Source organism: Acinetobacter sp. WC-743 (assembly GCF_000335555.1).
GTDB lineage: Bacteria > Pseudomonadota > Gammaproteobacteria > Pseudomonadales > Moraxellaceae > Acinetobacter > Acinetobacter bereziniae.
In genome coordinates this window covers 53187-77781 of record NZ_AMFQ01000067.1, presented here as the reverse complement: position 1 = coordinate 77781, position 24595 = coordinate 53187, and the positions used below count along the sequence as shown (strand labels likewise).

Annotated in this window: 22 protein-coding genes, 2 tRNA genes and 1 pseudogene; 13 read left to right on the top strand and 12 right to left on the bottom strand. The window is 39.3% G+C overall.

Translation table 11 applies throughout. The annotated features are described in order from the left end of the window. Nucleotides 1-1075: pseudogene (locus ACINWC743_RS08700) on the top strand (HlyD family type I secretion periplasmic adaptor subunit); the annotation flags it as partial. Nucleotides 1076-1282: 207 nt separating this feature from the next. Here the strand turns inward: ACINWC743_RS08700 and ACINWC743_RS08695 are convergent. The 10 genes from ACINWC743_RS08695 to ACINWC743_RS08650 all read right to left on the bottom strand — a co-directional run bounded on the left by ACINWC743_RS08695 (nt 1283) and on the right by ACINWC743_RS08650 (nt 12740). Then, entirely contained in the window at nt 1283-2620 is a 1338-nt protein-coding gene (locus ACINWC743_RS08695) for an MFS transporter (RefSeq protein ID WP_009585115.1), read from the bottom strand. A gap of 26 nt (nt 2621-2646) precedes the next feature. Continuing rightward, nucleotides 2647-4104 (bottom strand): NAD-dependent succinate-semialdehyde dehydrogenase, encoded by a 1458-nt coding sequence (locus tag ACINWC743_RS08690; RefSeq protein WP_009585108.1) that lies wholly within the window; start codon nt 4102-4104, stop codon nt 2647-2649. A 6-nt stretch (nt 4105-4110) separates the two neighbouring features. Further along, on the bottom strand, nt 4111-5547 hold the full coding sequence (locus ACINWC743_RS08685; RefSeq protein ID WP_009585107.1) for a sigma-54 interaction domain-containing protein: 1437 nt from the start codon (nt 5545-5547) through the stop codon (nt 4111-4113). Nucleotides 5548-5549: 2 nt separating this feature from the next. Further along, nucleotides 5550-6704: an iron-containing alcohol dehydrogenase gene (locus ACINWC743_RS08680; protein WP_009585142.1), complete on the bottom strand. Its 1155-nt coding sequence runs from the start codon at nt 6702-6704 to the stop codon at nt 5550-5552. Nucleotides 6705-7443: 739 nt separating this feature from the next. Further along, nucleotides 7444-8406 (bottom strand): agmatinase, encoded by a 963-nt coding sequence (gene speB / locus ACINWC743_RS08675; RefSeq protein WP_009585139.1) that lies wholly within the window; start codon nt 8404-8406, stop codon nt 7444-7446. Between the two features lie 41 nt (nt 8407-8447). Next, nucleotides 8448-9959 carry a sodium:solute symporter gene (locus ACINWC743_RS08670; RefSeq protein ID WP_009585149.1) on the bottom strand — a complete coding sequence of 504 codons (1512 nt, stop codon included), beginning with the start codon at nt 9957-9959 and terminating at the stop codon, nt 8448-8450. 21 nt (nt 9960-9980) lie between these two features. Beyond that, entirely contained in the window at nt 9981-10892 is a 912-nt protein-coding gene (locus ACINWC743_RS08665) for a C-terminal binding protein (RefSeq protein ID WP_009585126.1), read from the bottom strand. Nucleotides 10893-10898: 6 nt separating this feature from the next. Next, entirely contained in the window at nt 10899-11651 is a 753-nt protein-coding gene (locus ACINWC743_RS08660) for a class II aldolase/adducin family protein (protein WP_009585104.1), read from the bottom strand. Between the two features lie 893 nt (nt 11652-12544). Then, nucleotides 12545-12620, bottom strand: a tRNA-Gly gene (locus ACINWC743_RS08655). Between the two features lie 47 nt (nt 12621-12667). Beyond that, nucleotides 12668-12740 (bottom strand) — tRNA-Gly (locus tag ACINWC743_RS08650). Between the two features lie 217 nt (nt 12741-12957). Here ACINWC743_RS08650 and ACINWC743_RS08645 point away from each other — a divergent pair. The 4 genes from ACINWC743_RS08645 to ACINWC743_RS08630 all read left to right on the top strand — a co-directional run bounded on the left by ACINWC743_RS08645 (nt 12958) and on the right by ACINWC743_RS08630 (nt 15023). Beyond that, entirely contained in the window at nt 12958-13266 is a 309-nt protein-coding gene (locus ACINWC743_RS08645; protein WP_009585106.1) for a BolA family protein, read from the top strand. A 16-nt stretch (nt 13267-13282) separates the two neighbouring features. Next, a complete protein-coding gene (locus ACINWC743_RS08640; protein ID WP_035300746.1) occupies nt 13283-13675 on the top strand; it encodes a SirB2 family protein in 393 nt (130 codons plus the stop codon). A gap of 84 nt (nt 13676-13759) precedes the next feature. Next, nucleotides 13760-14596, top strand: a complete 837-nt coding sequence (locus ACINWC743_RS08635) for a ParA family protein (RefSeq protein WP_005034655.1) — start codon at nt 13760-13762, stop codon at nt 14594-14596. Between the two features lie 13 nt (nt 14597-14609). After that, the gene (locus ACINWC743_RS08630) at nt 14610-15023 is read left to right on the top strand and encodes a hypothetical protein (RefSeq protein WP_035300744.1); all 414 of its coding nucleotides are present in this window, start codon (nt 14610-14612) and stop codon (nt 15021-15023) included. 72 nt (nt 15024-15095) lie between these two features. Here the strand turns inward: ACINWC743_RS08630 and ACINWC743_RS08625 are convergent, their stop codons facing one another. Further along, nucleotides 15096-15746 carry a DedA family protein gene (locus ACINWC743_RS08625; RefSeq protein ID WP_009585112.1) on the bottom strand — a complete coding sequence of 217 codons (651 nt, stop codon included), beginning with the start codon at nt 15744-15746 and terminating at the stop codon, nt 15096-15098. A gap of 196 nt (nt 15747-15942) precedes the next feature. Here ACINWC743_RS08625 and ACINWC743_RS08620 point away from each other — a divergent pair, with 196 nt between their 5' ends. From ACINWC743_RS08620 to ACINWC743_RS08600, 5 genes are all read left to right on the top strand, one after another. Beyond that, nucleotides 15943-16359, top strand: coding sequence for a DoxX family protein (locus ACINWC743_RS08620; RefSeq protein WP_009585111.1), 417 nt, complete (start codon nt 15943-15945; stop codon nt 16357-16359). 116 nt (nt 16360-16475) lie between these two features. Beyond that, nucleotides 16476-17102 carry a hypothetical protein gene (locus ACINWC743_RS08615; RefSeq protein WP_009585135.1) on the top strand — a complete coding sequence of 209 codons (627 nt, stop codon included), beginning with the start codon at nt 16476-16478 and terminating at the stop codon, nt 17100-17102. A gap of 120 nt (nt 17103-17222) precedes the next feature. Next, the gene (guaA, locus tag ACINWC743_RS08610) at nt 17223-18791 is read left to right on the top strand and encodes a glutamine-hydrolyzing GMP synthase (protein ID WP_004832057.1); all 1569 of its coding nucleotides are present in this window, start codon (nt 17223-17225) and stop codon (nt 18789-18791) included. Between the two features lie 3 nt (nt 18792-18794). Next, the gene (locus ACINWC743_RS08605; protein WP_009585119.1) at nt 18795-19676 is read left to right on the top strand and encodes a DNA cytosine methyltransferase; all 882 of its coding nucleotides are present in this window, start codon (nt 18795-18797) and stop codon (nt 19674-19676) included. After that, nucleotides 19651-20259 carry a BsaWI family type II restriction enzyme gene (locus tag ACINWC743_RS08600; RefSeq protein WP_009585121.1) on the top strand — a complete coding sequence of 203 codons (609 nt, stop codon included), beginning with the start codon at nt 19651-19653 and terminating at the stop codon, nt 20257-20259. The genes ACINWC743_RS08605 and ACINWC743_RS08600 overlap by 26 nt, the downstream gene beginning before the upstream one ends. 171 nt (nt 20260-20430) lie before the next feature. Here the strand turns inward: ACINWC743_RS08600 and ACINWC743_RS08595 are convergent, their stop codons facing one another. After that, a complete protein-coding gene (locus ACINWC743_RS08595; RefSeq protein ID WP_009585116.1) occupies nt 20431-21198 on the bottom strand; it encodes a putative porin in 768 nt (255 codons plus the stop codon). Between the two features lie 484 nt (nt 21199-21682). Between ACINWC743_RS08595 and prfB the strand changes: the two genes are divergently transcribed. The 3 genes from prfB to ACINWC743_RS08580 all read left to right on the top strand — a co-directional run bounded on the left by prfB (nt 21683) and on the right by ACINWC743_RS08580 (nt 24313). Continuing rightward, a protein-coding gene (gene prfB, locus ACINWC743_RS08590) for a peptide chain release factor 2 (protein WP_100250478.1) occupies nt 21683-22778 on the top strand; the annotation gives its coding sequence in 2 pieces (ribosomal slippage) (nt 21683-21754 and nt 21756-22778; 1095 coding nt in all). 140 nt (nt 22779-22918) lie between these two features. Next, complete coding sequence (locus ACINWC743_RS08585) at nt 22919-23218, top strand: ArsR/SmtB family transcription factor (protein WP_009585144.1); 300 nt, start codon at nt 22919-22921, stop codon at nt 23216-23218. A gap of 36 nt (nt 23219-23254) precedes the next feature. Continuing rightward, the gene (locus ACINWC743_RS08580) at nt 23255-24313 is read left to right on the top strand and encodes an alkene reductase (protein WP_005034642.1); all 1059 of its coding nucleotides are present in this window, start codon (nt 23255-23257) and stop codon (nt 24311-24313) included. Nucleotides 24314-24595: the final 282 nt, after the last annotated feature.

Sequence of the window (24595 nt, the reverse complement as noted above, 5' to 3'; positions counted from 1 at the left end):
TTGATTTGGGCATGCGTTTTTAAATTGGAAGAAGTTTCAACGGGCACAGGTAAAGTAATTCCTTCGTCCAAAGAGCAAATCATTCAATCCTTAGATGGTGGGGTGCTCACCAGTTTGGCTGTCAAAGAAGGTGATATTGTACAAAAAGGACAAACCCTTGCTCAGATTGACCCCACTCGATTCGAGTCACAAGTCGGAGAAAGCCAGACTAAATTACTGGCAACCCAAGCCACTGCTGCACGTTTAGAGGCAGAAGTGAATGGTACACCGCTACGCTTCCCTAAAGATGTATTGGCAGTACCAGCCTTAGTTCGAGAGGAAACGGCACTGTATACCTCTCGTCGTGCCAATTTGGATGAGTCCATCACGGGGTTAAAACATGCCTTGGCTTTGGTGCAAAATGAATTGCAAATGACCAACCATTGGTGCCAAAGGTGCGGCATCCGAGGTTGAAGTATTACGTCTAAAACGAGATATCAATAACTTTGAAAATCAGATCAATGACAAGCGTAATGACTACTATGTAAAGTCACGCGAAGAGTTGGCGAAAGCCAATGCAGATATTCAATCGTTACAGCAAATCGTGGCAGGTCGAAATGATTCGGTCAAACGTTCCACCTTTAAAGCGCCTGTCCGTGGTGTGGTCAAAGAAATTGCCGTGACCACGATTGGTGGGGTGGTACCGCAAAATGGCAAGTTGATGACCATTGTTCCGATTGATGAGCAGTTATTGATTGAAGCACGAATTTCCCCACGAGATATTGCATTTATTCATCCGGGGCAGCCGGCTTTAGTGAAAATCACGGCCTATGACTATTCTATTTATGGTGGTTTGGAAGGTAAAGTGACGGTGATTTCACCGGATACTATCCGTGATGAGGTGAAACAAGATCAGTTTTACTATCGCGTCTATATTCGAACCAATAAAGATAAACTGGTGAATAAGGCAGGTAAATCTTTTTCGATTACGCCGGGTATGGTGGCTACAGTGGATATTCGCACAGGTCAGAAAACCATTATTGAATACTTGTTGAAACCATTCAATAAAGCCAAAGAAGCATTAAGAGAGCGTTGAGTTTTAGATCATCAAGCATGGATTGAAATACATCAATGGAAATAAAAAACCAATCTACGGATTGGTTTTTTATTGGTGTCTATATTAGACATTGGTGCTGAATAGCGTCGATTTCAGAAAGTTGAAACAAATAAAATTAGGTGTATTCCTTTAACACATTAAACTTTCCTTGTTGGAAAATTTAATGTGTTTGAGCCATGCTTTAAACTATTTCACATCTTTTAAATCAATGCCTTTCGATTCTTTTAGGCTTGCTACAGCAAGTACTGAAATGAATGAAACGATCGCGATATAAATTTCGATAGGCAATGTTGCATCATAAGTCTTAAATAAATATGCACAAATGATCGGTGCCATTGAACCTGCTAAGATTGATGCAAATTGATAAGAAAAAGATACACCTAAATAGCGCATTTTGGTTGGGAATAATTCCGCCAATGTTGCAGATTCAGGGGCGTATGCCATCGCTTGGAACAATAGACCAATACACATCATCACAAAAATCGTGCCGTAATTGCCTGTGCTAATTGCTGAGAAATAGAAGAATACCCAGATGATTAACCCGATATTTCCAGCCATCATGGTTGGCTTACGTCCAATTTTGTCAGATAAATAGCCACTGAAAAGCATGGTGAAGAAGTGGAAAACATTGGCTGCCAGCAGAATCATCAGCACTGTTTTATATTCAATACCGACTTTCATGGTGAGGAAAGTGATGGTGAATACCACGATCATATAGTAAGAGGTATTTTCACCTAAACGGAGTAATAATCCAGACGCTAAACGTTTTGGATAAGTGGTGACCAATTCTTTAAAATTAGAAGAATTATCTTGTTTTTCCTCAGCTTGTTTCAGTGCTTCTTGGAAAATAGGGGCATCTTCCACACTACGACGAATCCAATAACCAATAAAAATAATAATGGTTGAAAGCCAAAATGCGACACGCCATCCCCAGCTCAAGAAATCCTCATTGGAGAGAATCATCGATAGTGCCAAAATCACCAAGCTTGCTAAAATATTTCCAGCGCTTACGGCAGACTGTGGAAAGCTCGCCCAAAATCCACGTTGATGATTTGGACTATGCTCACCCACCAATAAGATTGCACCACCCCATTCTCCACCGACTGCAAAGCCTTGAATAAAACGTAGGACAATCAATAACACAGGTGCCATATAGCCAATGCTGTTATAACCGGGTAAGCATCCCATCAAAAATGTGGAAACACCCACTAAAAATAGACTCAGTTGTAACAGCTTTTTACGTCCATATTTATCACCAAAATGACCAAATACTAGACCACCTAAAGGGCGTGCAATAAAACCAATCGCATAGGTTGCAAAGGCAGCAATAATCCCGTCTAGCGTGGTTCCTGCATTTGGGAAAAATAAATGACCAAACACTAAAGTACTGGCAATACCATAAATATAAAATTCATACCATTCAGCGACAGTCCCTGCCATGGAGGCGCCGACCACCTTTTTAATATTCGGTGGAGCGCTGTCACTTGCAAGCGGTGTAGAAGTATTTCCTGATACTTGTTCCATTACATCATGTCCTTATTTAATTAAAGTTAAGCTTTAAAATTACCCAAGCATAAATATTTCAATTCGGTATATTCATCCAAACCATGTTTCGAGCCTTCGCGTCCAAGCCCAGAAGCTTTAACTCCTCCAAAAGGGGCTTCCGTGGTAGAAATTAAACCTGTATTAATTCCAACCATGCCATATTGCAGCGCTTCGGCAACGCTAAATGTGCGTTGAAGATTTTCAGTAAAAATATAGGCAGCCAGACCAAATTCAGTGTTATTGGCACGCTGAATTACGTCTTGTTCATTTTCGAATTTAAAAATTGGAGCAAGAGGAGCAAAGGTTTCTTCTCTAAAACACAGCATGTTGTCTTGCGCATTGGCGATAATGGTTGGCTCAAAGTATTGCGCCCCTAATGTGGAAACTTGACCGCCATAAACCAATTTACCACCTAAGCTGATTGCATCTTCAATATGTTGCTGAATTTTTTCTACCGCTTTTTGATTGATGAGTGGTCCTAGATCTGTATCAGAATCTAACCCATTACCAAGTTTTAACTGAGAGACTTTATCTTTGAGTTTGAGAATAAATTGATCGTAAATACTGCTATGTACAAAGATGCGATTACTACAAACACACGTTTGCCCTGCATTTCGAAATTTACTGTCAATGGTTCCCTGTACGGCATTGTCTAAATCTGCATCTGCAAAGACGATGAGAGGTGCATTGCCACCTAATTCCAGCGAGAGTTTTTTAATGGTTGGTGCACATTGTTCCATCAATAAAGCACCGACAGGGGTAGATCCTGTAAAACTTAATTTTTGTACAATTGGACTCTGTGTCAACGGGGCAACAATTTCTTTTGAATGACCTGTCACAACATTTAAAACACCTTTGGGAATACCAGCTTGCTCAGCAAGATAAGCGAGTGCAAGTGCAGTTAAAGGTGTTTCCTGAGCAGGTTTGACAATGATACTGCAGCCCGCAGCCAATGCTGGTGCTACTTTACGTGTGATCATGGCAGCAGGGAAGTTCCACGGTGTAATGGCGACACATACCCCCACAGGTTCTCGGAAAGTGAGTAAACGCTTGTCTTGACTCGGCGCAGGAATCGTTTCACCATACATACGACGACCTTCTTCAGCAAACCATTCAATAAAACTCGCAGCATAAACAATCTCGCCTTCAGCTTCTTTGAGCGGCTTACCTTGCTCAAGCGTCATGATGCTGGCAAGTTCTTGTTTGTGTTCAATGATGAGTGCAAACCATTTTTTTAAGAGATCAGAACGGTATTTGACGGACTGCTTTTTCCAATCCAGATATGCTTCTTGAGCAAAAATAATCGTTTGCTCAACCTGTGCCACAGTAAGCGCAGGAATTTGTGCAATCACCTGACCTGTCGCTGGATTTTGTACATCGATATGACGTTGATCAGTTGAGTTGATCCAATCACCATTGACATAGGCCTGTTGTTTAAAGGTTGATAAAGAAGCAATATCCATATTGGTTTACTCTTGATAAAGTTGCTGATAACGCTGTCGTTTTTTAACCAATGTTGATTGGTCAATACCTAAAGCTTGGGCTGCCTTTTGTGTGGTTTTAAACACGGCAAGGGCTCGGGAAATGATCTTGAACTCAAAATCATCTACTTGTTTTTTAAGGGTTTCTGCTGAGTTCGAAAGGGGCGTATTGAACTGGGATTCACCATGTAAAGCGCACTGTATATCTTCAGGAATGTCTTGGGGCAAAATGGTGGACGACTCGCTCAGTACAACAGTTTGCTCAACAAAATTAGTCAGCTCTCGAATGTTTCCTGGCCATGAATAGGCTTTTACCAAGTCGATTACTTCTGCCGAGTAGCGTTTGTTGGTGTGATATTTCTTATTGAAATTTGCCAAATACAGTTCTAACAATGGTTCAATTTCAGAGATACGATTTTTTAAATCTTCTAATTTTAATGAGGTGACGCAAAGGCGGTAATAAAGATCTCGTCTAAATTTACCTTGCTCAACCAGTTTTAATAAATCGTGATGCGTTGCAGAGATAATACGAACATCAGTGTAGACATATTCAAAACCACCTACTGGAATAAAACGGTTATCTTCAATGACTTTGAGTAACTTTGCTTGCAGTGCCAAAGGTAAGTCGCCAACTTCATCCAAAAATAAAGTACCGCCGTTGACGACTTCAAATAAACCTTTTTTTCCTTTTTGCAAGGCACCTGTAAAAGCACCAGGCACATAGCCAAATAATTCAGATTCCAGTAAACCATCTGGCATGGTGGCACAGTTAATTTCTAAGAAGGGCTGATCTTTTCGTGGGCTGTTTTTATGAATATAACGTGCCAGTACAGTTTTCCCTGTACCTGTGTTGCCCTGAATGAGAATTTTAATATCTGAATGTGCGATACGTTTCGCTCGATTGAAGGTCTTATTGGTACTGTCGCTTAAGTTGGTCAGATAGTTGTCATTCAGCTTGCGTGTTGAATATTTCTTTTGCGTATTGCGAATATCTTCGAGTTCTTTTTGATCTTTTTGCGCTTGAAGTAGAACTGTAATATCACGAACTGACGTGATGACTGCAATGAGTTGATTTTCCTGATCAAATACAGGATGTCCTGTGACCAGTAGTTCAGTCTGGTTTTGTAAGGACTGTAAAATGGTGGTTTTTTGATGAGTTTGAATCACGTCCATAGAGACTGAACGTGAAAAAACCCCTTGATTGACCAAGTCTTGGATCGGATGATCGATTAAATCTTCTCGATTTAAATGCGTCAGCTTTAAATAAGCATCATTGACAAATAAAGTTGTTCCTAGATGATCGGTGATATATACACCGTCATCTAAGGCATTCATGATCGATGTTAATATTTGATAAGAAATATCCGCATCTTTAGAATTGTTTGCAAGAAGATTGACCCAAGTCATGGCAAGAAACTCATTCATTATTAATAAGCTTCATAATAAATGTTTTCGATTTCTTGCTGTGTTAAACGTCGAGGATTATTGCGGAGTAATCTTTCGACTTTAATCGCTTCCGCAGCCAGTTCTGGAATCACTGACTCAGGAATATTGAAATTTCGAAGACCTTTTGGAATATTGACCATCTCACAAATATTATGTAAACGGCTAATCACACGATCGGCAATTTGAAGATCATTCAGCCCTGTTGTCGGTTCATTAAAGCATTCAGCAATCACTTTAAATTTGTCCAAACAGGCGATGCGGTTGTATTCCATGACGAAAGGCAACAATAAGGCATTACTGACACCATGTGCCATATGGAAACGCCCGCCTAAAGGATATGCGAGTGCATGCACTGCACCAACGCCAGCATTACCAAAGGACAAACCTGCCATTAAGCTGGCATTTGCCATATCTTCATGGGCTTGTAAGTCATCTGGATTGGCATAGGCTTTGGGTAAGGCATTGATAATTAATTTCATTGCCTGAATCGCTAAAGCATCTGTTAAGGGTGAAGCATTGACAGAAATAAACGATTCAATTGCATGAACCAAAGCATCCACACCACTGGCAGCCGTAATATGTGCTGGACAGCTTAACGTCATTTCAGGTGCGACAATTGCAACATCTGGGAGTAAAAAGTCACTCACGATGCCTTTTTTAATTTGGTTTTTAGAGTCAGAAAGAATGGCAATATTCGTGACTTCTGAACCTGTTCCTGCGGTAGTCGGCAATACAATCAGAGGAAGACCTTTTTGACTGACTTTGTTTTCGCCAAAAAAGCTTTCCAAAGGCTCATGATTGTTGCCATAAATTGCAATACATTTTGCGGTATCAATAACACTTCCACCGCCAATTGCGATCACGCCATTATATTGATCTTGCTCAAAGAATTTTTTGGATTGCAAAACCACTTCAATTTCAGGCTCAGGCGTAATGTCCGCATAAATCGAAAATTCAATATGCTGTTGTTGTAAAAGATCGGTAATGGGTGTTAATGAACCTGAATTTAAGATGCCATGATCAGTCAGTATTAAAACTCTAGACATATTTAAATCATGGCAGTATTTGGCTAACTGTTTGGATGCATTAAAGCCAGTCACTAATTTATGCGCAGACTTGAATGTATGAATCGGCATCTTTATTCCATTAAGAAGTACAATTTTTGTGTTTTAAGCAATTGCTGTGCCAATTATTTTTAATTATATAAATCAATGCCTTGAATTTTTTATAAAAAATTTTATATGATATTTTTCATTATTTATGAAAAATATCATAAATTGATCATCAATTTTTTTGTCATCGCATTTGTTGGGTAATTGCATCGCCAGATGTAGACCAGGGTCTCCATCGAATTCAGAAGAAAAAAATTTACTCAAATAACGCTGAATTAGTTTGACTAAATAAGTCGACGCTTGTCATACAGTTGCTGTAATACGCCCCTTGTTTCTTGCTGTAACTGTAACAATACATGCTCTCCGAGCAAACTGCGCAATTGGCTGTCTCCTTTGAGCTAAAAGTAATTCTCGGTTTTTTGTATAAAAGAAAGGACATCGTTGACTGAGTGAACTATTGTCAAGTATTTGGTGTGACCAAAATTAGGTCGGTAAAATTGACGGCGAGACTAAAATTGATGGCGAGACTAAGATTATTTGAGTACACTTAAAACAAAAGTTTTGGCAGCAAGAGGTCTAAAACTATTAACTATCGTAGGGAGAAATATAAAAAAGATTCCAACTCACATAGAACAAAAAATAATTGCTGAGTAAAAGAGATTTGATTGAAACAGTGAATGATCAGTTAAAAACTTGCATCAGATTGAACATTCACAGTACAACTTTATGGTAAATATGCCGAACTCAAGTGAATCGGCTTAGCCTACAATCCATCATATTTGACACCAGGAAATACACACAGCATCTCAAATGCCAAATTAGCTGCCAGTACTGCCGTTGAACCAAATGGATCATACGGAGGAGAGACTTCTACTAGATCAGCTCCAACCAGTTGGCAACCTTTTAAACCACGAATAATTTCCAATGATTGTGGAACGGTTAATCCAGCAATTTCAACAGTTCCTGTACCTGGGGCATATGCAGGATCAATACCATCTATATCGAAGCTTAAATACAATGGACTATCACCAATTTTGGCACGAATCTTTTCCATTACTGGTGCTAATGATTTATACCAGCATTGATCAGCTGGAATAACGGTAAAGCCTTGATCAATAGACCACTTGAATTCATCAGCACTATAGCCAGTGCCACGTAATCCAATCTGAAATACTTTGTCGTTGATTAACAAGCCTTCTTCCACGGCGCGCCTAAATGGTGTGCCATGTGCAATTTTTTCACCAAACATTTCGTCATTCACATCAGCATGTGCATCGATATGTACAACTGCCACTGGTCCATACTTTTTGCTAATAGCACGCAAGATAGGCAATACAATGGTATGATCACCACCCAAGGTAATTGGCTTACAGTCGTATTTTAGAATGTTTTCTTGATAAAATGACTCAATGATATCTATGCTTTTCAGCAGGTTAAACGTATTGATTGGTACATCACCAATATCTGCTACTTGTAAACTTTCAAAAGGTGCAGCAAAGGTATTAACGTTATAAGGACGCAACATTCGTGACTCATCACGAATTTGTCGTGGTCCCAGACGGGAGCCAGGACGATTAGAGGTGCCTATATCAAACGGAATACCGACGAAAGCCACATCTAGCCCTTCACCATTCATTTGCGTAGGCAAACGCATCATTGTGGCTATCCCACCACAACGCGGCATTTCATTGCCACTTAAGGGCTGATTAAATGGTTTATTGCTCATTTTTATACTCCAATGATGATTTTTAATATGGTGGGCAAGGCTCAATACTTTTGTTCTACTTTTATTGATTCTGTTGCATTCATTAGATCATCTGAAATAGCAATCTCTCGACCTGATAATCGGTCTTGCCATGTATTCAGCACCTCAGCAGGGGTAGGCTTGCTCATCAGGCTCACTACAACATAGGTCACCAAACTCGACAGCAGACCAAAATAGATGGGTTCATTGGCCAATATATTGGTAAAGATCATTGTCGCAAGTGTCACTACCGTACCTACAGCCATAGAAGCCAAGGCGCCAATCCCAGTCGCTCTTTGCCATATAAACCCACCAAGAATTGCAACGAGCAAACCACCCACAAGAATATCATAGGCAATAGTCAATGCAGTCACCACATCACTTACCATCATTGAAATAATAGTCGCAATCATGCCCAGTCCAATGATATATAATCGATTGGCACGTATATCATGTTCAGGATTAATCTCGCCAGACTCACTTTTTCGACCCATCAAATGACCAAAAAATGGCATCACATCAGCTCTGGATACAGTGGCACAGGCAATTAAGGCGCCAGAAGCTGTAGACATCATCGCAGCGAGAGCTGCAGCTAGTACAATTCCCGATAACCCTACAGGCAATACCTTCTCAGCAACAGCTGCAAAAACATCGCTCTTCGCGGAAATATCTGGCAACAAAACAGAAGCTGCAACCCCGATCAAAGCCCCAGCAACCCCATACAACAAGCAATAAATCCCCGCTAAAGTACCACCCCAACGAGCGACTTTAGGTGACTGGGCTGTGAACACACGTTGCCAAATATCCTGACCAATTAACATACCAAACGAATAAATCACAAAATAAGTGATGATTGTGTCGATACCTATGGTACCCATATCAAAATGTGCCGCACCAGCTGTTGGACCTAGCTTTGCCATAATACCATCGTAACCCCCAGCCTGAGTCCAAGCAAATGGCAGCAATAAAACAAATATGCCAATCGTCTTAAGCACGAACTGCACCATGTCAGTTAACGTGATTGACCACATCCCGCCAATCGAAGAGTAAAGCATGACAATAACAGCACCGATCATCACAGAAATCCACTGTGGTGTACCGAATAGCACATTAAAGATGGTTGCATATGCAATTGTTGAGGTGACTGTCAGCATTAGTGTGTATAACACCATCACAATACCAGATGCCGCAGTCCCATTAATGCCATATCTTAATTGTAGCATCTGGGCAACCGTAAACACGCGCAATCGTTGGATTGGGCTGGCAAAAAACAGGCTGAGCAAAATTATGCCAATAGCAATCGCGACCACGAGCCACATACCAGAAATACCAAACTTGTAACCAAGACCAACTCCACCCACGGTGGATGCACCACCAAGTACGACCGCCGCCATAGTACCTGTATATAGCCCAAAACCAAGACGACGACCTGCGACCAAAAAATCACTACTGTTCTTGGTCCTTGCTTTTCCTAAAAAGCCAAATATCAGCATTACAACAAGATAAAAAACAACAATCGCAATATCAATACCCATAGAAATTTTCCTTTTCTTTTTTTATTCAAATATTTGCTGTAGATTTTCAACAGCAAGCATGACATAAGCCAGTTCAGTTTCTTTACTAAAAAAAGCTGAATGAGGTGTTACCACAATCCTTGGTTCATGCAGTACAGGGTCATCTGCTTCAGGAGGCTCTGGATCAACGACATCAAGAAATGCGCCACGCAGTCTTCCAGACTGAACAGCTGCAATGAGTGCTTGTGTATCCACCAATTCACCACGTGCAACATTAATGATCGACGCACCATGAGGCATTAACTCAATCGTGCGCGTATTCACAATATGATGATTCTCCAATGTAGCTGGCGCATGTAAGGTCAGCACATCTGCAATCTGAAAAAGATCATTGAGTGAATCAACACGTCCAACCGTTATAGGCCATGCCTCAGTGGGTATATATGGATCATAGGCAACAACACGTCCAAATAATGGCAGGGCAAGTGTGACCAATTCTCTAGCAATACGCCCCATACCGTAAACAGCAAGTGTGAGTTCACTGATTCGTGGAGGTGCTGGAATTTTTTTAAAATCCCAACACTTTGATGCCTCACGTGCAGCAGGAATTTCTCTCAACAACGTCAGTATGCCTGCCAATGCATGTGTTGCGACCTCCTCAGTGGCTGGACTAGGCAGTGAAAAAACAGCAATGCCCGCTGCTTTTGCAGCATGCATGTCAATCTGGTCTAGCCCTGTCGTGGTGGTCACAATTACTTTCAACAATGGGGCTGCTGCAATTACACTTGCATCAATACGGCAAAAACTGACAATCAGCCCTTCCAAATCAGCCAAGTGTGTAAGCAAACCTTCTCCTTCATGAAGCAAAATCGTGTCATGTCCAGCCGCATCCAACACAGCAATACCTGGGGTAAAGTCAAGTCCCCCTGTATCGGTAATAGCAATTCTTGCCATGTTCGATTAATCCTTATATGACGGATCTATACGATCTAGTTTACGTAACCACGCCTGCCAAACAATTTGACGCTCATGTTCTACACCTTGAAATTGCTGACTCACATGTTGACATAAAGCAGGTTCGACCTGTCGCACCTGCCCAAGTATTGCCAATTGACTTGCGGCCAATTGTATTTCACAAGCACGGTTCAGGTAGTACATGATCTGAAAAGCATCAGCAACGGTTGCTCCAACTGATAACAAACCGTGACTACGTAGAATCAAGGCACTATTATTGTCTAGTGATGTCTGGAGGCGACTACGCTCATCTAGATTAAAAGCGACGCCTTCATAATCGTGATAACCAACCCGATTGTAATATTCAAGACTGATCTGATTGAGTGGCAACAACCCCTGTTCACTGGCAGCCACCGCCATACCTGCTAATGTATGCGTATGGATAACACAATGTGCATCTTCTCTTGCCATGTGTACGGCACTATGAATAGTAAATCCTGCTGGATTATATGGAGAGTGTCCTGATATGACTTTACCTTGTAAATCAACCACAATCAGATCACTGGCACACACCTCATCAAACATTAGACCAAATGGATTAATCAGAAAGCGTGGTTCCCCTTCACCAGGGAGGCGGGCTGAAAAATGAGTATATAAAGTGTCCTCCCAACCAAACATGGCAGCCAAACGATAGGCAGCAGCCAAATCACGCCGTAACGTGCTTTCATCATCAATGATTTTAGCTGGGTCACTGATCATTTTTATTCCTTCAATTTGTCTTTATTTTTCGAACACTAGAGCGCTTTTGAAAGTAGTTTTGTGGTCATTCAGGCTTTATGCAATACCTTATAAATCCAAGCTTATCCGTGCTCAAATTTTAACCAATGCAAGAGGTCTAATATAAATATCACCTCTAATGTAATAACTACTGTGCCGGTTATATTAAATCCAGCTCGCGCTCTACACGAATTTCCTGTTTCTACTATGTCGCGTAGATGAATGACAAACGAGAGCCAATTTGATAAAACTCAAAGGAGCCAATCAAATCACTTGCTGAAAAATAATTATTGGCTTGCTTAGTCTGCATATGACAGTATTTAAAGAAAAAAATAGAGCTTGAAAAATAAGACTAACATTGTTGATGCAGGTGACTGCAAAGATGTCATCTCAACATCTATCTGGTTGATTGAGACTTGGAAACCAATCAACTTTGACAATGAAATGTAGTCAAACAGATAAAATCTAAGACCTTAGATTTTATAGGTTATTCAGAACATTTTAGATGGATAGTTTTAGCCAAGTGTGATGGAAGTTTTTCTATTCGAGTCGTTGTTGCTTAATTTGAAATTCATAAAAAATACTATTTTAAGCTGGAGAAAACGTATTGGAATTAAAAACGTACATGTCCTCGTAGACCCCCAAAAATTCACGATCGAGCTTTAATTGAAATAGTCTTGATTTAAACCAAGAGAGAATCGTAGGTATGGGTTAAACGTAAGCGTTGGGAATAGTGAGTAGATTCTATGGTTTGCTTATTTCAAATATTCTTTCATCGCTGTATGAGAAATTAAACGGTTTGACGATATAACTTTATCAACCTTGAATAGAATCAATAAAAAAGCCCCGATCTTTCGATCAGGGCTTTTTGAATTTGGAGCGGGAAAGGAGACTCGAACTCCCGACCCCAACCTTGGCAAGGTTATGCTCTACCAACTGAGCTATTCCCGCGGAGTCTGTCCAATTTTTTAAATAAAAAACTGAATAAAAAAATTTTGAGCGGGAAAGGAGACTCGAACTCCCGACCCCAACCTTGGCAAGGTTATGCTCTACCAACTGAGCTATTCCCGCATGCGGTGTATAATACATCAACAAATGATAGGGTCAAGATTTTTCTGCAAGGTTCACGGTTAATTGCATAAAATAAAGACATTTTTATGAAAAAAATTCAAAATTCAATTTAAAACATTCTAATCTGGTTGTAAAAGTCTAGCTTTAGTCACGGAGAAGTATCAAGAATCCGTTATACTATGGAATCTACCCGTTGGCATCTCTAAAAGGAAAGCGCATGAGTTTAGAACAGCAATTGATTGAACAGTTAAATCAACTTGAGCCATCTCATTTAGAAGTGATCAATGAGTCTTCAGGTCATGGTGGATATTTTCCGGGTAAAGAATCACATTTTAAAGTGGTGATCGTCAGTGAGCAATTTGCTGGGTTACGTTTGGTACAGCGTCATCAAAAGGTCTATGCAGTGGCTCAAGAACTCCTTAGCCCTGGAAAAATTCATGCTTTGGCGATTCATGCCTACATCCCAAGTGAATGGCAAGTTCAAGCACCTGCAAGCCCTGAATGTGCACATGCACCTAAGTCATAACACTTAGGACGATAAGATGGATATGCATCTATTAGTTAAAATTATTCATATGAGCAGTGTGGCCTTACTCATGCTGGTTTTTGTGTTACGTGCAGTGACTTTATTTGTGGGTACGCAAGATCAACAGCCAAGTTCAAAAGGGCGTGTTGCCTTGGTTGCCTTACAGCATCTTTCATTGACGGTCATTATGCTCACAGGCATCACTTTGTTAATCATTAATGATTTCAAAGTACAACCGTGGTTTTATGCCAAAGTCATGCTGTTTATTGTCTTTCTTTCATCACAAATTAAAGCCTATAAAAAAGATGATTCGGTGCTTTTGGTTCAACGCCGTGCAGGTATGGTGATTGGAGCAGTAGCGTTGATTGCAACCTTAAGCTTGGTGATGATTAAACCAGTTTTTAGTTGATTGTCAGACATGAATTTCACACTTGGATAAGGTCTAGGTTAAACTGTATACACGTTTAAAAATAATGAGATATTGGGGATTGATATGTTGACTCGTGTGGTGTTTAACCAAAAGGGCGGGGTAGGGAAATCAAGTATTACCGTAAATCTCGCAGCCATTAGTGCCTATCAAGGTTTTAAAACACTGGTGATCGACTTAGATCCTCAAGCTAACTCAAGCCAATATTTGTTAGGCGACGATGCAACCTATTCTGCGGAAAAGACAGCTTTAGAACCCAATATTGAAAACTTCTTTAATGATGTGCTAGGGAATAATCAGCAAAAAGGTCTGATTGGTAATGCATTGGGCACGCTTCTCAAAACAAAGAATAAGGGCTTTGAACAATATATCCATCGCTCACCCTTTAAAGATTTAGATGTATTGCCAGCGAGTCCGAGTTTGGGCGAATTAGAGCATGCTTTAGAATCAAAGCATAAGATTTATAAACTGCGTGATGCTATTCAAACTTTGTCTGATCAATATGAGCGTATTTATATTGATACACCTCCAGCATTTAACTTCTTTACCTTGTCTGCGTTGATTTCGGCAGATCGCGTATTGATTCCATTTGATTGTGATGTATTCTCGAAACGAGCATTACAAACTTTGATTGAAAATGTTATTGAAACACAAGATGACCATAATGATCGCCTTGAAATTGAAGGTATTGTGGTGAATCAATATCAGGCACAAGCCAAATTACCGCGTGAAGTGGTCCAGCAACTCAAAGATGAAGGCTTGCCTGTTTTAGAAAATATGTTGCCACCATCCGTATTAATGAAAGAGTCACATCATAAAAATCTACCATTAATTCATTTGGCTACAGATCATAAATTGACTCAAGCCTATCAATCATTGTTCAATGAGATTGATAAAAAATAATTTCGAGATTGTAATGAAATCATTGAAAATGACTTCTGCTAAATTAGCTGTTGTTACCTTAACGACGGTACTTGTATCTGCATGTGCGACGACGGTGAAGCCGACCTATGTGTCACCAACGCAGTATCAATCCATGAACTGTATGCAACTGGGAACAGAATTTAACCGCATTCAACAATATATCAATAATGGCGTTCAACCAGCAAAACGCACAGGTGTTGGAGTTGGTTTAGGTGTTGGTGGTGGTTGGGGCAGCGGTGGCTGGGGTTGGGGAATTGGTCCAAGTATCTCGGTGAATTTAGGACAATCTTCAAACACCAAGAACACTGAACTATCTCGCCTCTATGGTGAGCAAGATGCGCTTTCACAAGCAGCTCAGTTTAAAAATTGTCCTTATGTGCCTAAACGTCAGCAAGTAAAAAAATAAACACTTTAAACAGAAACAACACAGCCGATTTTAAAATCGGCTGTGTTGTTATATGAATCTTTTGCGAGTCATTTATTCATTGTCTGGCAGTTTATGCTTGTTAAAAAACTTATGACGGATATAGCCAATGATGCCAGGGAGTACGCTTAAAATAATAATACCAAATACTAAATGGGTGAAATTATCTTTCACGATTGGCATATTACCAAATAAATAACCTAAAATAATAAAAGAACCGACCCAGCAAATTCCACCAACAACATTATAAGTGAGAAAGTATTTATAATTCATACTTCCTGCACCTGCCACAAAGGGCGCAAATGTACGGGCAAAAGGAATAAAACGAGCAAAAATAATCGTTTTTCCACCATGCTTTTCGAAAAACTGTGAGGTTTTAAGCAAATGTTCTTTATTGATAAATTTTGAATCAATTTCGAAAACACGTGGACCAATATACTTGCCAATATGGTAATTTAAAGTATCACCAAGAACGGCGGCAATAAATAACAGTACAATTAAAACGGTTGGATCCATTGCACCTGTAGATGCAGCTAAAGCACCCGCTGCAAAGAGTAAGCTGTCCCCAGGTAAAAAGGGCATGACCACTAGACCTGTTTCAACGAAAATAATCAGGAATAAGATTCCATATACCCAAACACCGTAATTTTTAATAAATTCAAAAAGGTGCTCATCTATATGCAAAATAAAATCAATCAGATCCATAAGGCAAAAACTATGCGAATTGGTGCACAAATCCTAGCAGTGTGAGTTATGAAAGTCAGTATTAAAAAGTAAATATTTAAATTTATCATTGTTCTTAATTTGAAACGATAAGTTTAAAATTTAGGTATCGATCTGAAAATTTTTACTGATTAATATATATCCATCTTCAAAACGAAATACAAATTTAGGTGTTATCATGTTTAATCCAAATGTTGTAGTTAAAAATATTGTAAATCAGCCAAGTACGAATGCATTCATTGCATTGGTTGCTCGAATCTTAATGGCTTATATTTTCCTTGTGGCAGGCTGGGGAAAAATCACAGCATATAGTGCAACAGTCGGTTATATGGAATCTATGGGTGTACCGGGTGCAATGTTGCCTTTAACAATTTTGGTTGAGTTTGGTGGTGGTTTAGCGTTGTTATTTGGTTTTCAAGCACGATTTGCTGCATTTGGTTTAGGTGTTTTTAGTTTGATTACGGCTTTCTTATTCCACGGTGGTGAAACAGATGCAATTAACTTTATGAAAAACTTTGCAATGGCGGGTGGTCTATTTTTCTTAATGCTTCATGGAGCAGGACGCTTCAGTATTGATCATGCCATTGAAAAATAAAACTGAACATGCAAACAAGCCAGATCAATCTCTGGCTTTTTTGTGTTTTGATTTTGGTTTATTCAAACAGATGAATCGGTTTATGCTATGTCAAAGACCTTATTTAAGCTTGCACAATGAAAAAAGAAATCTTAGAAAGAATACAAGCGCTTGGTGGTAATATTGACCAGATCAAAGGAGTATCGTGGATAGATGACTTATGCGCTATTCGTTTCAATAGCGTTTTATATGAACGACCTCAAGATAGGCCTTGGGCAACAGCGGATGATCAAGAAACTATTTATGGTCTAGGTGAATATATCGATCAACATCAAGCCGAACTCGATAAAAATCCTGATGCCTTTTTCACTCAACTGATTCAAGAATATTATCAATTGACTGAAGAAGGGCGAGGGCAAAGCTTTTGGCAACCCATACTCTTTACTCCTTATAAAGAAGGCACGGCTGATTTTAAAGAATGGAATGATGACTTTTTAGACGATGACGTTGATCTCAACGCAATCATCCAACTGACTCAAAATCCAAAACCTGAGCTTTTACAACTATTTTACCGCTATAGTTTTCCTGATTATTTATATATTTGTGCCTCAGATCCCTGTCCTGAAAATCCCACCCTATTCGGCACAGATCATGAGGTTTTTTTTAGAGAAGTGACGAATGAAGGTTGTTTAGAAAGTTTTTTAAATCGATGTATGACACCAACCGAATTGATCGAAATCATTAAACGGAAAATGAATCTATAAGTTGATTATTTAAAATGATTTTTTAGAAAGATTGTGAACTTGCTTGAATGGAGTGCGTACAGCTTATAAAAATGATAGAATATGGCGCTTATATTCGTTTGCCTGCATAGTTGTTGACTCATGACTACCAATACTCAAATTACTGAAGATCGTATCCTTATCTTGGATTTCGGTTCTCAATATAGCCAGCTTATTGCACGCCGTGTACGTGAAGCTGGTGTATATTCTGAAATGTATGCTTTTGATATGTCTGAAGAAGACATTCGTGCCTTTAATCCAAATGGTATCATCTTGTCGGGTGGTCCAGAGAGTGTGCATGAGGAAGGTAGTCCACGTGCGCCAAAATGTGTATTCGAATTAGGCGTACCAGTATTGGGTATTTGTTATGGTTTACAAACCATGTCTGAACAGCTTGGCGGTAAAGTAGAACCAGGTACAGTACATGAGTTTGGTTATGCTGCCGTTGATGTCTTGGTTCGTGACCAACTACTTGGCGATTTAAACGATGGCGAAGACAAACTCAATGTCTGGATGAGCCATGGCGATAAAGTTTCAGCAATCCCTGAAGGCTTTAAAGTGACTGCAAGTACACCAAGTTGCCCGTTTGCAGCGGTGAGTGATGAAACTCGTCGTTTTTATGGTGTGCAATTCCACCCAGAAGTTACTCATACAGCTAAAGGTGCAGAGTTATTGTCTAACTTCGTACATGGAATCTGTGGTTGCCGTAATCTTTGGAACTCTGAAAATATCATCGACTTACGTGTTGAACAATTACGTGAGCAAATTGGTGATCAAAAAGTTCTTTTAGGTCTTTCTGGTGGTGTGGATTCTTCAGTTGTTGCTGCATTGCTTCATAAAGCAATTGGTGATCAATTGACATGTGTATTTGTTGACAACGGTTTACTTCGTTTAAATGAAGGTCAGCAAGTGATGGACATGTTTGCAAAAAACATGGGTATTCGTGTGATTCGTGCGGATGCTGAAAATCGCTTCTTATCTGCGCTTGCAGGTGAAGTTGATCCAGAGAAAAAACGTAAAATTATTGGTCGTGAATTCATCGAAGTATTTGCAGAAGAAGCACGTAAACTTGATGGTGTAAACTTCCTTGCGCAAGGTACGATTTACCCTGACGTGATTGAGTCTGCGGCAACTAAAAATGGTAAGGCGCATGTGATTAAATCACACCATAATGTGGGTGGTTTACCTGAAGATTTGGCATTCGAGTTGGTTGAGCCAATTCGTGATTTGTTTAAAGATGAAGTGCGTCGTTTAGGGACAACTTTAGGCTTACCACATGAAATGCTGTATCGTCACCCATTCCCAGGTCCAGGTTTAGGTGTTCGTATTTTGGGTGAAGTGAAGAAAGAATATGCTGATATTCTTCGCCTTGCAGATGACATCTTTATGCAAGAGCTTCGTGCAAGTGGTTGGTATGATAAAACTGCGCAGGCTTTCGCTGTATTCCAACCTGTCAAATCAGTGGGTGTGGTTGGTGACGGTCGTCGTTATGCTTGGGTCATTGCCCTGCGTGCGGTTGAAACTGTTGACTTTATGACTGCTCGTTTTGCTCACTTGCCGTATGAGTTGGTGGATAAAATCTCGACACGTATCATGAATGAAATTAAAGATGTTTCTCGTGTGGTTTATGACGTATCATCTAAACCACCAGCGACGATTGAATGGGAATAAAAGATGCAACAGTTGCAACTTTTAGATCAGCTGCAACAAATTCGCTTCATTGACCTTTTTGCAGGGATAGGTGGTTTTCATCTAGCCCTTGCAAATCAAGGTGCTAAATGCGTTTTTGCCTCTGAAATAAATGAAAATGCTGTAAAAACTTATTTAGAAAATCATGCTTTAGAAAAAGAAAAAATGCATGGTGATATAACTTTAATTGATCCTAATAATATACCTGATCATGAGGTTTTGTGTGCGGGTTTTCCATGTCAGCCATTTAGTCAAGCTGGACATAAAAAAGGATTTGAAGATGTTCGAGGGACTCTTTTTTTCAATATATTGAAAATTCTTGAAGCAAAGCAACCTAAAGCATATTTTTTAGAAAATGTTCGTGGTTTATTGAAACATGATGATGGTCGTACTTTTAGTATTATTAAAGAAAAATTAGAAAATTTAGGTTATACATTTCAAAGTTTTGTTGTTAAATCTAGCGATTATGGCTTGCCTCAACATCGACCTCGCCTATTTATGATTGGTTTTAAAGATGGAGAAACGCAGATAGAATTGCCTGAAAAATTACCATTGAAACTAACGATGAGTGATATTTTGGAGGGCAATTGTGAAAAAGAAATTGGTTTCACTTTGCGTGTAGGGGGAAGAGGCTCCGTTTATGGGGATCGTCGTAATTGGGAGTTTTATAAGGTTGATGGTGAAATTAGGCGTATAACTTCTAATGAAGGTAAGTTAATGCAAGGATTTCCAAAGAATTTTAGATTTCCTGTATCAGAAGTTGAGGCTATGAAGCAGTTAGGGAATTCTGTTTCTGTTGATGTGATTGAAGCATTTTATAAAAAAATAAAGGAAAAAATCAGTGCACAACAATATACATTTAATTGAGCAATTTAATGTTGTCTCTCGAGGTAAAGTTTTCGAAGCATATAAGTTTGTTTTAGAAAAAACAGAAAATATTGATGGTTTATCACCTAGCAAGCAAGTGGAAAGGTTTTGGAGAGTATATTGTACTCAATATCCACTACGTGAAAACAATTTAAATGGTAAATTATTTGAAGCAATTCTAGCAACAGTTATGCTAAAAAATGGAATTTCTCCTATATTTATTCAAGCAAAAGTTGTTTTTGTACCAAATGTAAATTTTGATTTTATTATTTACAGTAAAGAGCATGGTCCAATTTCTATTTCTGCAAAAACTTCACTGAGAGAACGCTATAAACAAGCTGATTTAGAATCAGTTTCTTTAAAATATGTACATCGAAAAGCAAAATGCTTTTTAGTTACAATGGATAAAGAAGAGGCAACACGTTTAGAGAGAAAACGTTCCAATGGTGATTTATTAGGAATAGATGAAATAGTTTTGGGGGACGAGAATAGTTTTAATGAAATGATACAGTTTCTATCAACTTTAAACCTAGAAGAACCTTTGCCCGTAGAGATTGTTACTGCATCTAAAATTTTAAGATAATAAAAGTATTTTGATTTAACCTTTTAATCAAAAAATTTTTTCTTTTAATTTTAGAGAATAGCTCTATTCGAAAACATATTTAATTAATGATGCATACACATATAAAAAAGCCAATCAACGAGTTGATTGGCTTTTGTTACTCATAAAGAGCGTTGTTTAATGTACTGAGGCTTAGAAACGGTATCCAGCACGAACGCCATAAGTGTTGTAGTCATCACCGAAACCAACACGACCTTCTAAGCTTACGTTTTGATTGAAGAATTTCTTCGCAGAAATACCCCATTCATCACGTTTCGTAAGATCATTGTTATAGTAATCAGCACCAACACTTAAAGTTTTATCTAAATATAAGTCACCACGTACTTTATATTCGTCTAAATCACCGAATGCGCCAAATGCTTCAAAGTTAGCATCATATTGACCCACTTTAGTTACATATTTAGCACGTACAGTTGGGTCTGCGCCGTCATCACCGTTTTTAACGTCATAACCCGTTACACCCAAAGCAAGTAATAAACCTGGTGCAGGTAAATAACCCACTTCAGCACCGTAAGTTGTTACTTTATTGTCGATGTCTGTACGATCGACTTCATGTTCGTCACGACCAATACGACCACTTACATAGAAGTCAGAGTTTGGTACGAAGTATTCAAGACCAGCACCGTATTGGCTGTCTTTTACACCGCTGTTTTTTGCATATTCTACATTGGCTTTTACATTACTTGCACGATCTAAGAATGCAGCTTCATTCAACGGTGAGTTACGTGTTTGTACTGGTTTAAAGTAATAAGTACCATCTACACCGAAGTTATGAGTAGCATCAGAGTTGTCCCAATCATTATAAGTATAAGAACCACCTACTTCTGCTTGGTAAGCATGTGCAGTGCCAGTTAAAGCGGCTACGGAAAAGATTGCAGATGCAATTGCTAATTTTTTCATGGAATTTGCCCCCTATGAAGAAGAATTGATTTATACATGTTTAGTTACAATTTCGAGTTTAGGTGAAATTCAAAAATCGTCAACCATGTGATGGTAACGAGACTGTAACAATAGTGAGTATATGTAAATAATTAATATTAAATATATGATAAATATAATTTAAATATTGTGTTTTGTTTTATTAAAACTGTGTGGATAATGTGGATATTAGTAGGCTTTGGGTAAGTGATGGACATACTTTGTAATAAAAAAGTATGTAGGCATTAACGAGCTCTTAATTAATTTATCAGTAGTATCATTTTTGAACACCATAATCGACGGTTACAAAGTGATTAAAGAGATTGTGAAGATTAATTTATTTCCCTCATGTTTGAAGAGCATTACTGAGCTTTATATGGAACTATAAAAAGCCATATCTCAACTTTTTGTACTCTGTGGTAGAATGCCTGCGAATTAAAAGACGTCAAATGTGAGATTAAAACTCGTGGAAATTAATCCTTATCTAGTTCAGCTAAAAGACTTAAATGACCGTGGTCTAACACTACGGGGGTATCTTTGACTACGATCTAAAGAAAGAGCGTTTAGAAGAGGTTCTCCGCGAGTTAGAAGATCCTGCGATCTGGAATGATCAAAGCCGTGCACAAGCTATGGCGAAAGAAAAAGGCGAGCTTGAAAACGTCATCAATGTATTAGAAGGTTTGGCAACGCAGTTAGATGATGCCCAAGCTATGCTTGATCTAGCAGTTGAAGCAGATGATGAAAGCTTATTGGCTGATGTACAAGCTGAATTGAGCTCGGCTGAAGAAGAGTTGGCAAAACTTGAATTCCGTCGTATGTTTAGTAATCCAATGGATCCGAATCCTTGCTATGTAGAAATCCAAGCAGGTTCTGGTGGTACCGAAGCGCAAGATTGGGCTTCTATGCTGTTACGTATGTATATGCGTTGGATTGAACGTCATGGCTTTAAAGCAGAGTTGATGGAAGAATCTGATGGTGATGTTGCGGGTATTAAATCAGCAACAATCCGTGTAGAAGGTGAGTATGCATATGGTTGGTTACGTACCGAATCAGGTGTGCACCGTTTAGTCCGTAAGTCACCATTTGACTCTGGTAACCGCCGTCACACCTCATTCTCAGCGGTATTTGTTTCACCTGAAGTTGACGATAATATTGAAATTGATATTAATCCTGCTGACGTGCGTACAGATACCTACCGTGCATCAGGTGCGGGTGGTCAGCACATTAACAAAACAGACTCAGCCGTCCGTTTAACTCATGCACCAACAGGAATTGTGGTGGCTTGTCAGAACCAACGTTCACAACATGCCAACCGTGACCATGCTTGGAAACAATTACGTGCCAAATTATACGAATTGGAAATGAGTAAACGTAATGAGGCAGCTCAAGCACTTGAAGATTCCAAATCGGATATCGGTTGGGGAAGTCAGATTCGTTCATATGTATTGGATGACTCTCGTATTAAAGACTTACGTACAGGCGTAGAAAACTCAAATACCGGTGCAGTATTGGATGGTGATCTGGATAAATTTATTGAAGCCAGTTTAAAACAAGGTCTTTAATTTAAAATTTTAACAAAAGCAAAGCTTTATCTGTATTTTTGCAATATATCTAAAAAAATCGATATTAAAATCGAAAAAATGCGATATATTAAATGCAAAGATGCTGAATGGAGCTTTGCTCTGAATTGAATGTGTCTAAGATGGATATTGATTTAATTTCTAAAGCATTGGCGAATCCGACTCGACGTCAGATTTTGGAGTGGCTTAAAAACCCACAACAATATTTGTCTGAAGAGCAGTGCGGTGGCTTTGGGCGTGGTGTGTGTGCAGGGAATATCGAAAGACTCGGTAATGTCTCTCAATCTACCATGTCAAATCATTTGTCTGTTTTACAACAGTCAGGATTAATTCAGGCAGAAAAATATGGTCAGTGGTCATACTTTTCACGCAATGAAGCGCTCATTCAGCAATATATTGATTATCTACAAAACTCGCTTTAAGGTCTCAAATTTGGGACAGCGAGTGATGAGGCAAATATGGCTGAACTCAATTCTCCCCTTGTACTTGGCGATTTACATCTCAAAAATCGTGTGGTGATGGCTCCATTAACGCGTAGCCGTGCCACCGCTGATCGTGTACCTACAGCAATGATGGTTGAATACTATGCACAACGTGCTAGTGCAGGTTTAATCATTTCTGAAGCTACTGTCATTTCAGAAGAAGCCAATGGCTATCTCAATACCCCTGGATTATTTACTGAAGCACAGGTAGCAGGATGGAAACCTGTGACTCAAGCAGTACATGATCGAGGTGGGTTAATTGTGGCGCAGTTATGGCATGTTGGTCGTGTTTCACATCCAGATTTACTTAATGGTGAAACCCCTGTATCTGCGAGTTCGATTCAGCAAGCAGGTCAGGTCAGTCTACTACGTCCTAAACGTGACTATGTGATTCCACGTACTTTAGAAATTTCTGAAATTCACAGCATTACGGAACAATATAAACAAGCTGCAATCAAAGCCAAACAAGCAGGTTTTGATGGTGTGGAATTACATGCAGCCAATGGTTATTTGATCGATCAATTCTTACAAAGTTCAACCAATCACCGTGAGGATGAATATGGTGGTTCGGTAGAAAATCGCGCCCGCTTTTTACTCGAAGTAGTAGACGCTTTAATCGAAGTATGGGGCGCAGGTCGTGTTGGTGTGCATCTCGCACCGCGTGGCGATGAACATGATATGGGTGATGCTGATCCACGTGAAACTTTTGGTTATGCACTTGAGCAACTTGGTCAGCGTAAAATTGCATTTTTCTTTACCCGTGAGTATTTGGCTGAAGACAGTATCAGTCAATATATGAAGCAGCGTTCAGGTGGCGTACCGTATATTGCCAATATGCGTTTAAGTCGTGAAGATGCGATTCAATTACTAGCATCCGGTCAGGCAGATGCTGTGTCATTTGGTAAGGCGTATATTGCCAATCCTGATTTGTTTGAGCGCCTGGTTCAGGATGCACCTTTGAATGAATTGGTGTTTGAAAATATGATTGGTTCGCAAACAGCAGAAGGCTATATTGATTATCCAGCTTTAGCTTAATCACATTGTTGTTTTATGAGCTAAAACGATTTTTTTACTAGAGCGTATGTAGCTGACTTCATGTGGCTAAAATATGCAAAGCTTTGCATCATAGGATCTCGTTCATATCGCAATCGCAAAAGATCAGATTGGGTTGTAGTATAAATATCTATGCTTCAACCCATAAAATTTCGATCAGATTTCATTTCTGATCAGCTAAACAAAGCATGCTTTTGTACTAATGGATTACATGTCTTGGCTTTAGCAAAAAGTTTTCCAGTGCCGTGACAACAAATCGTTAAA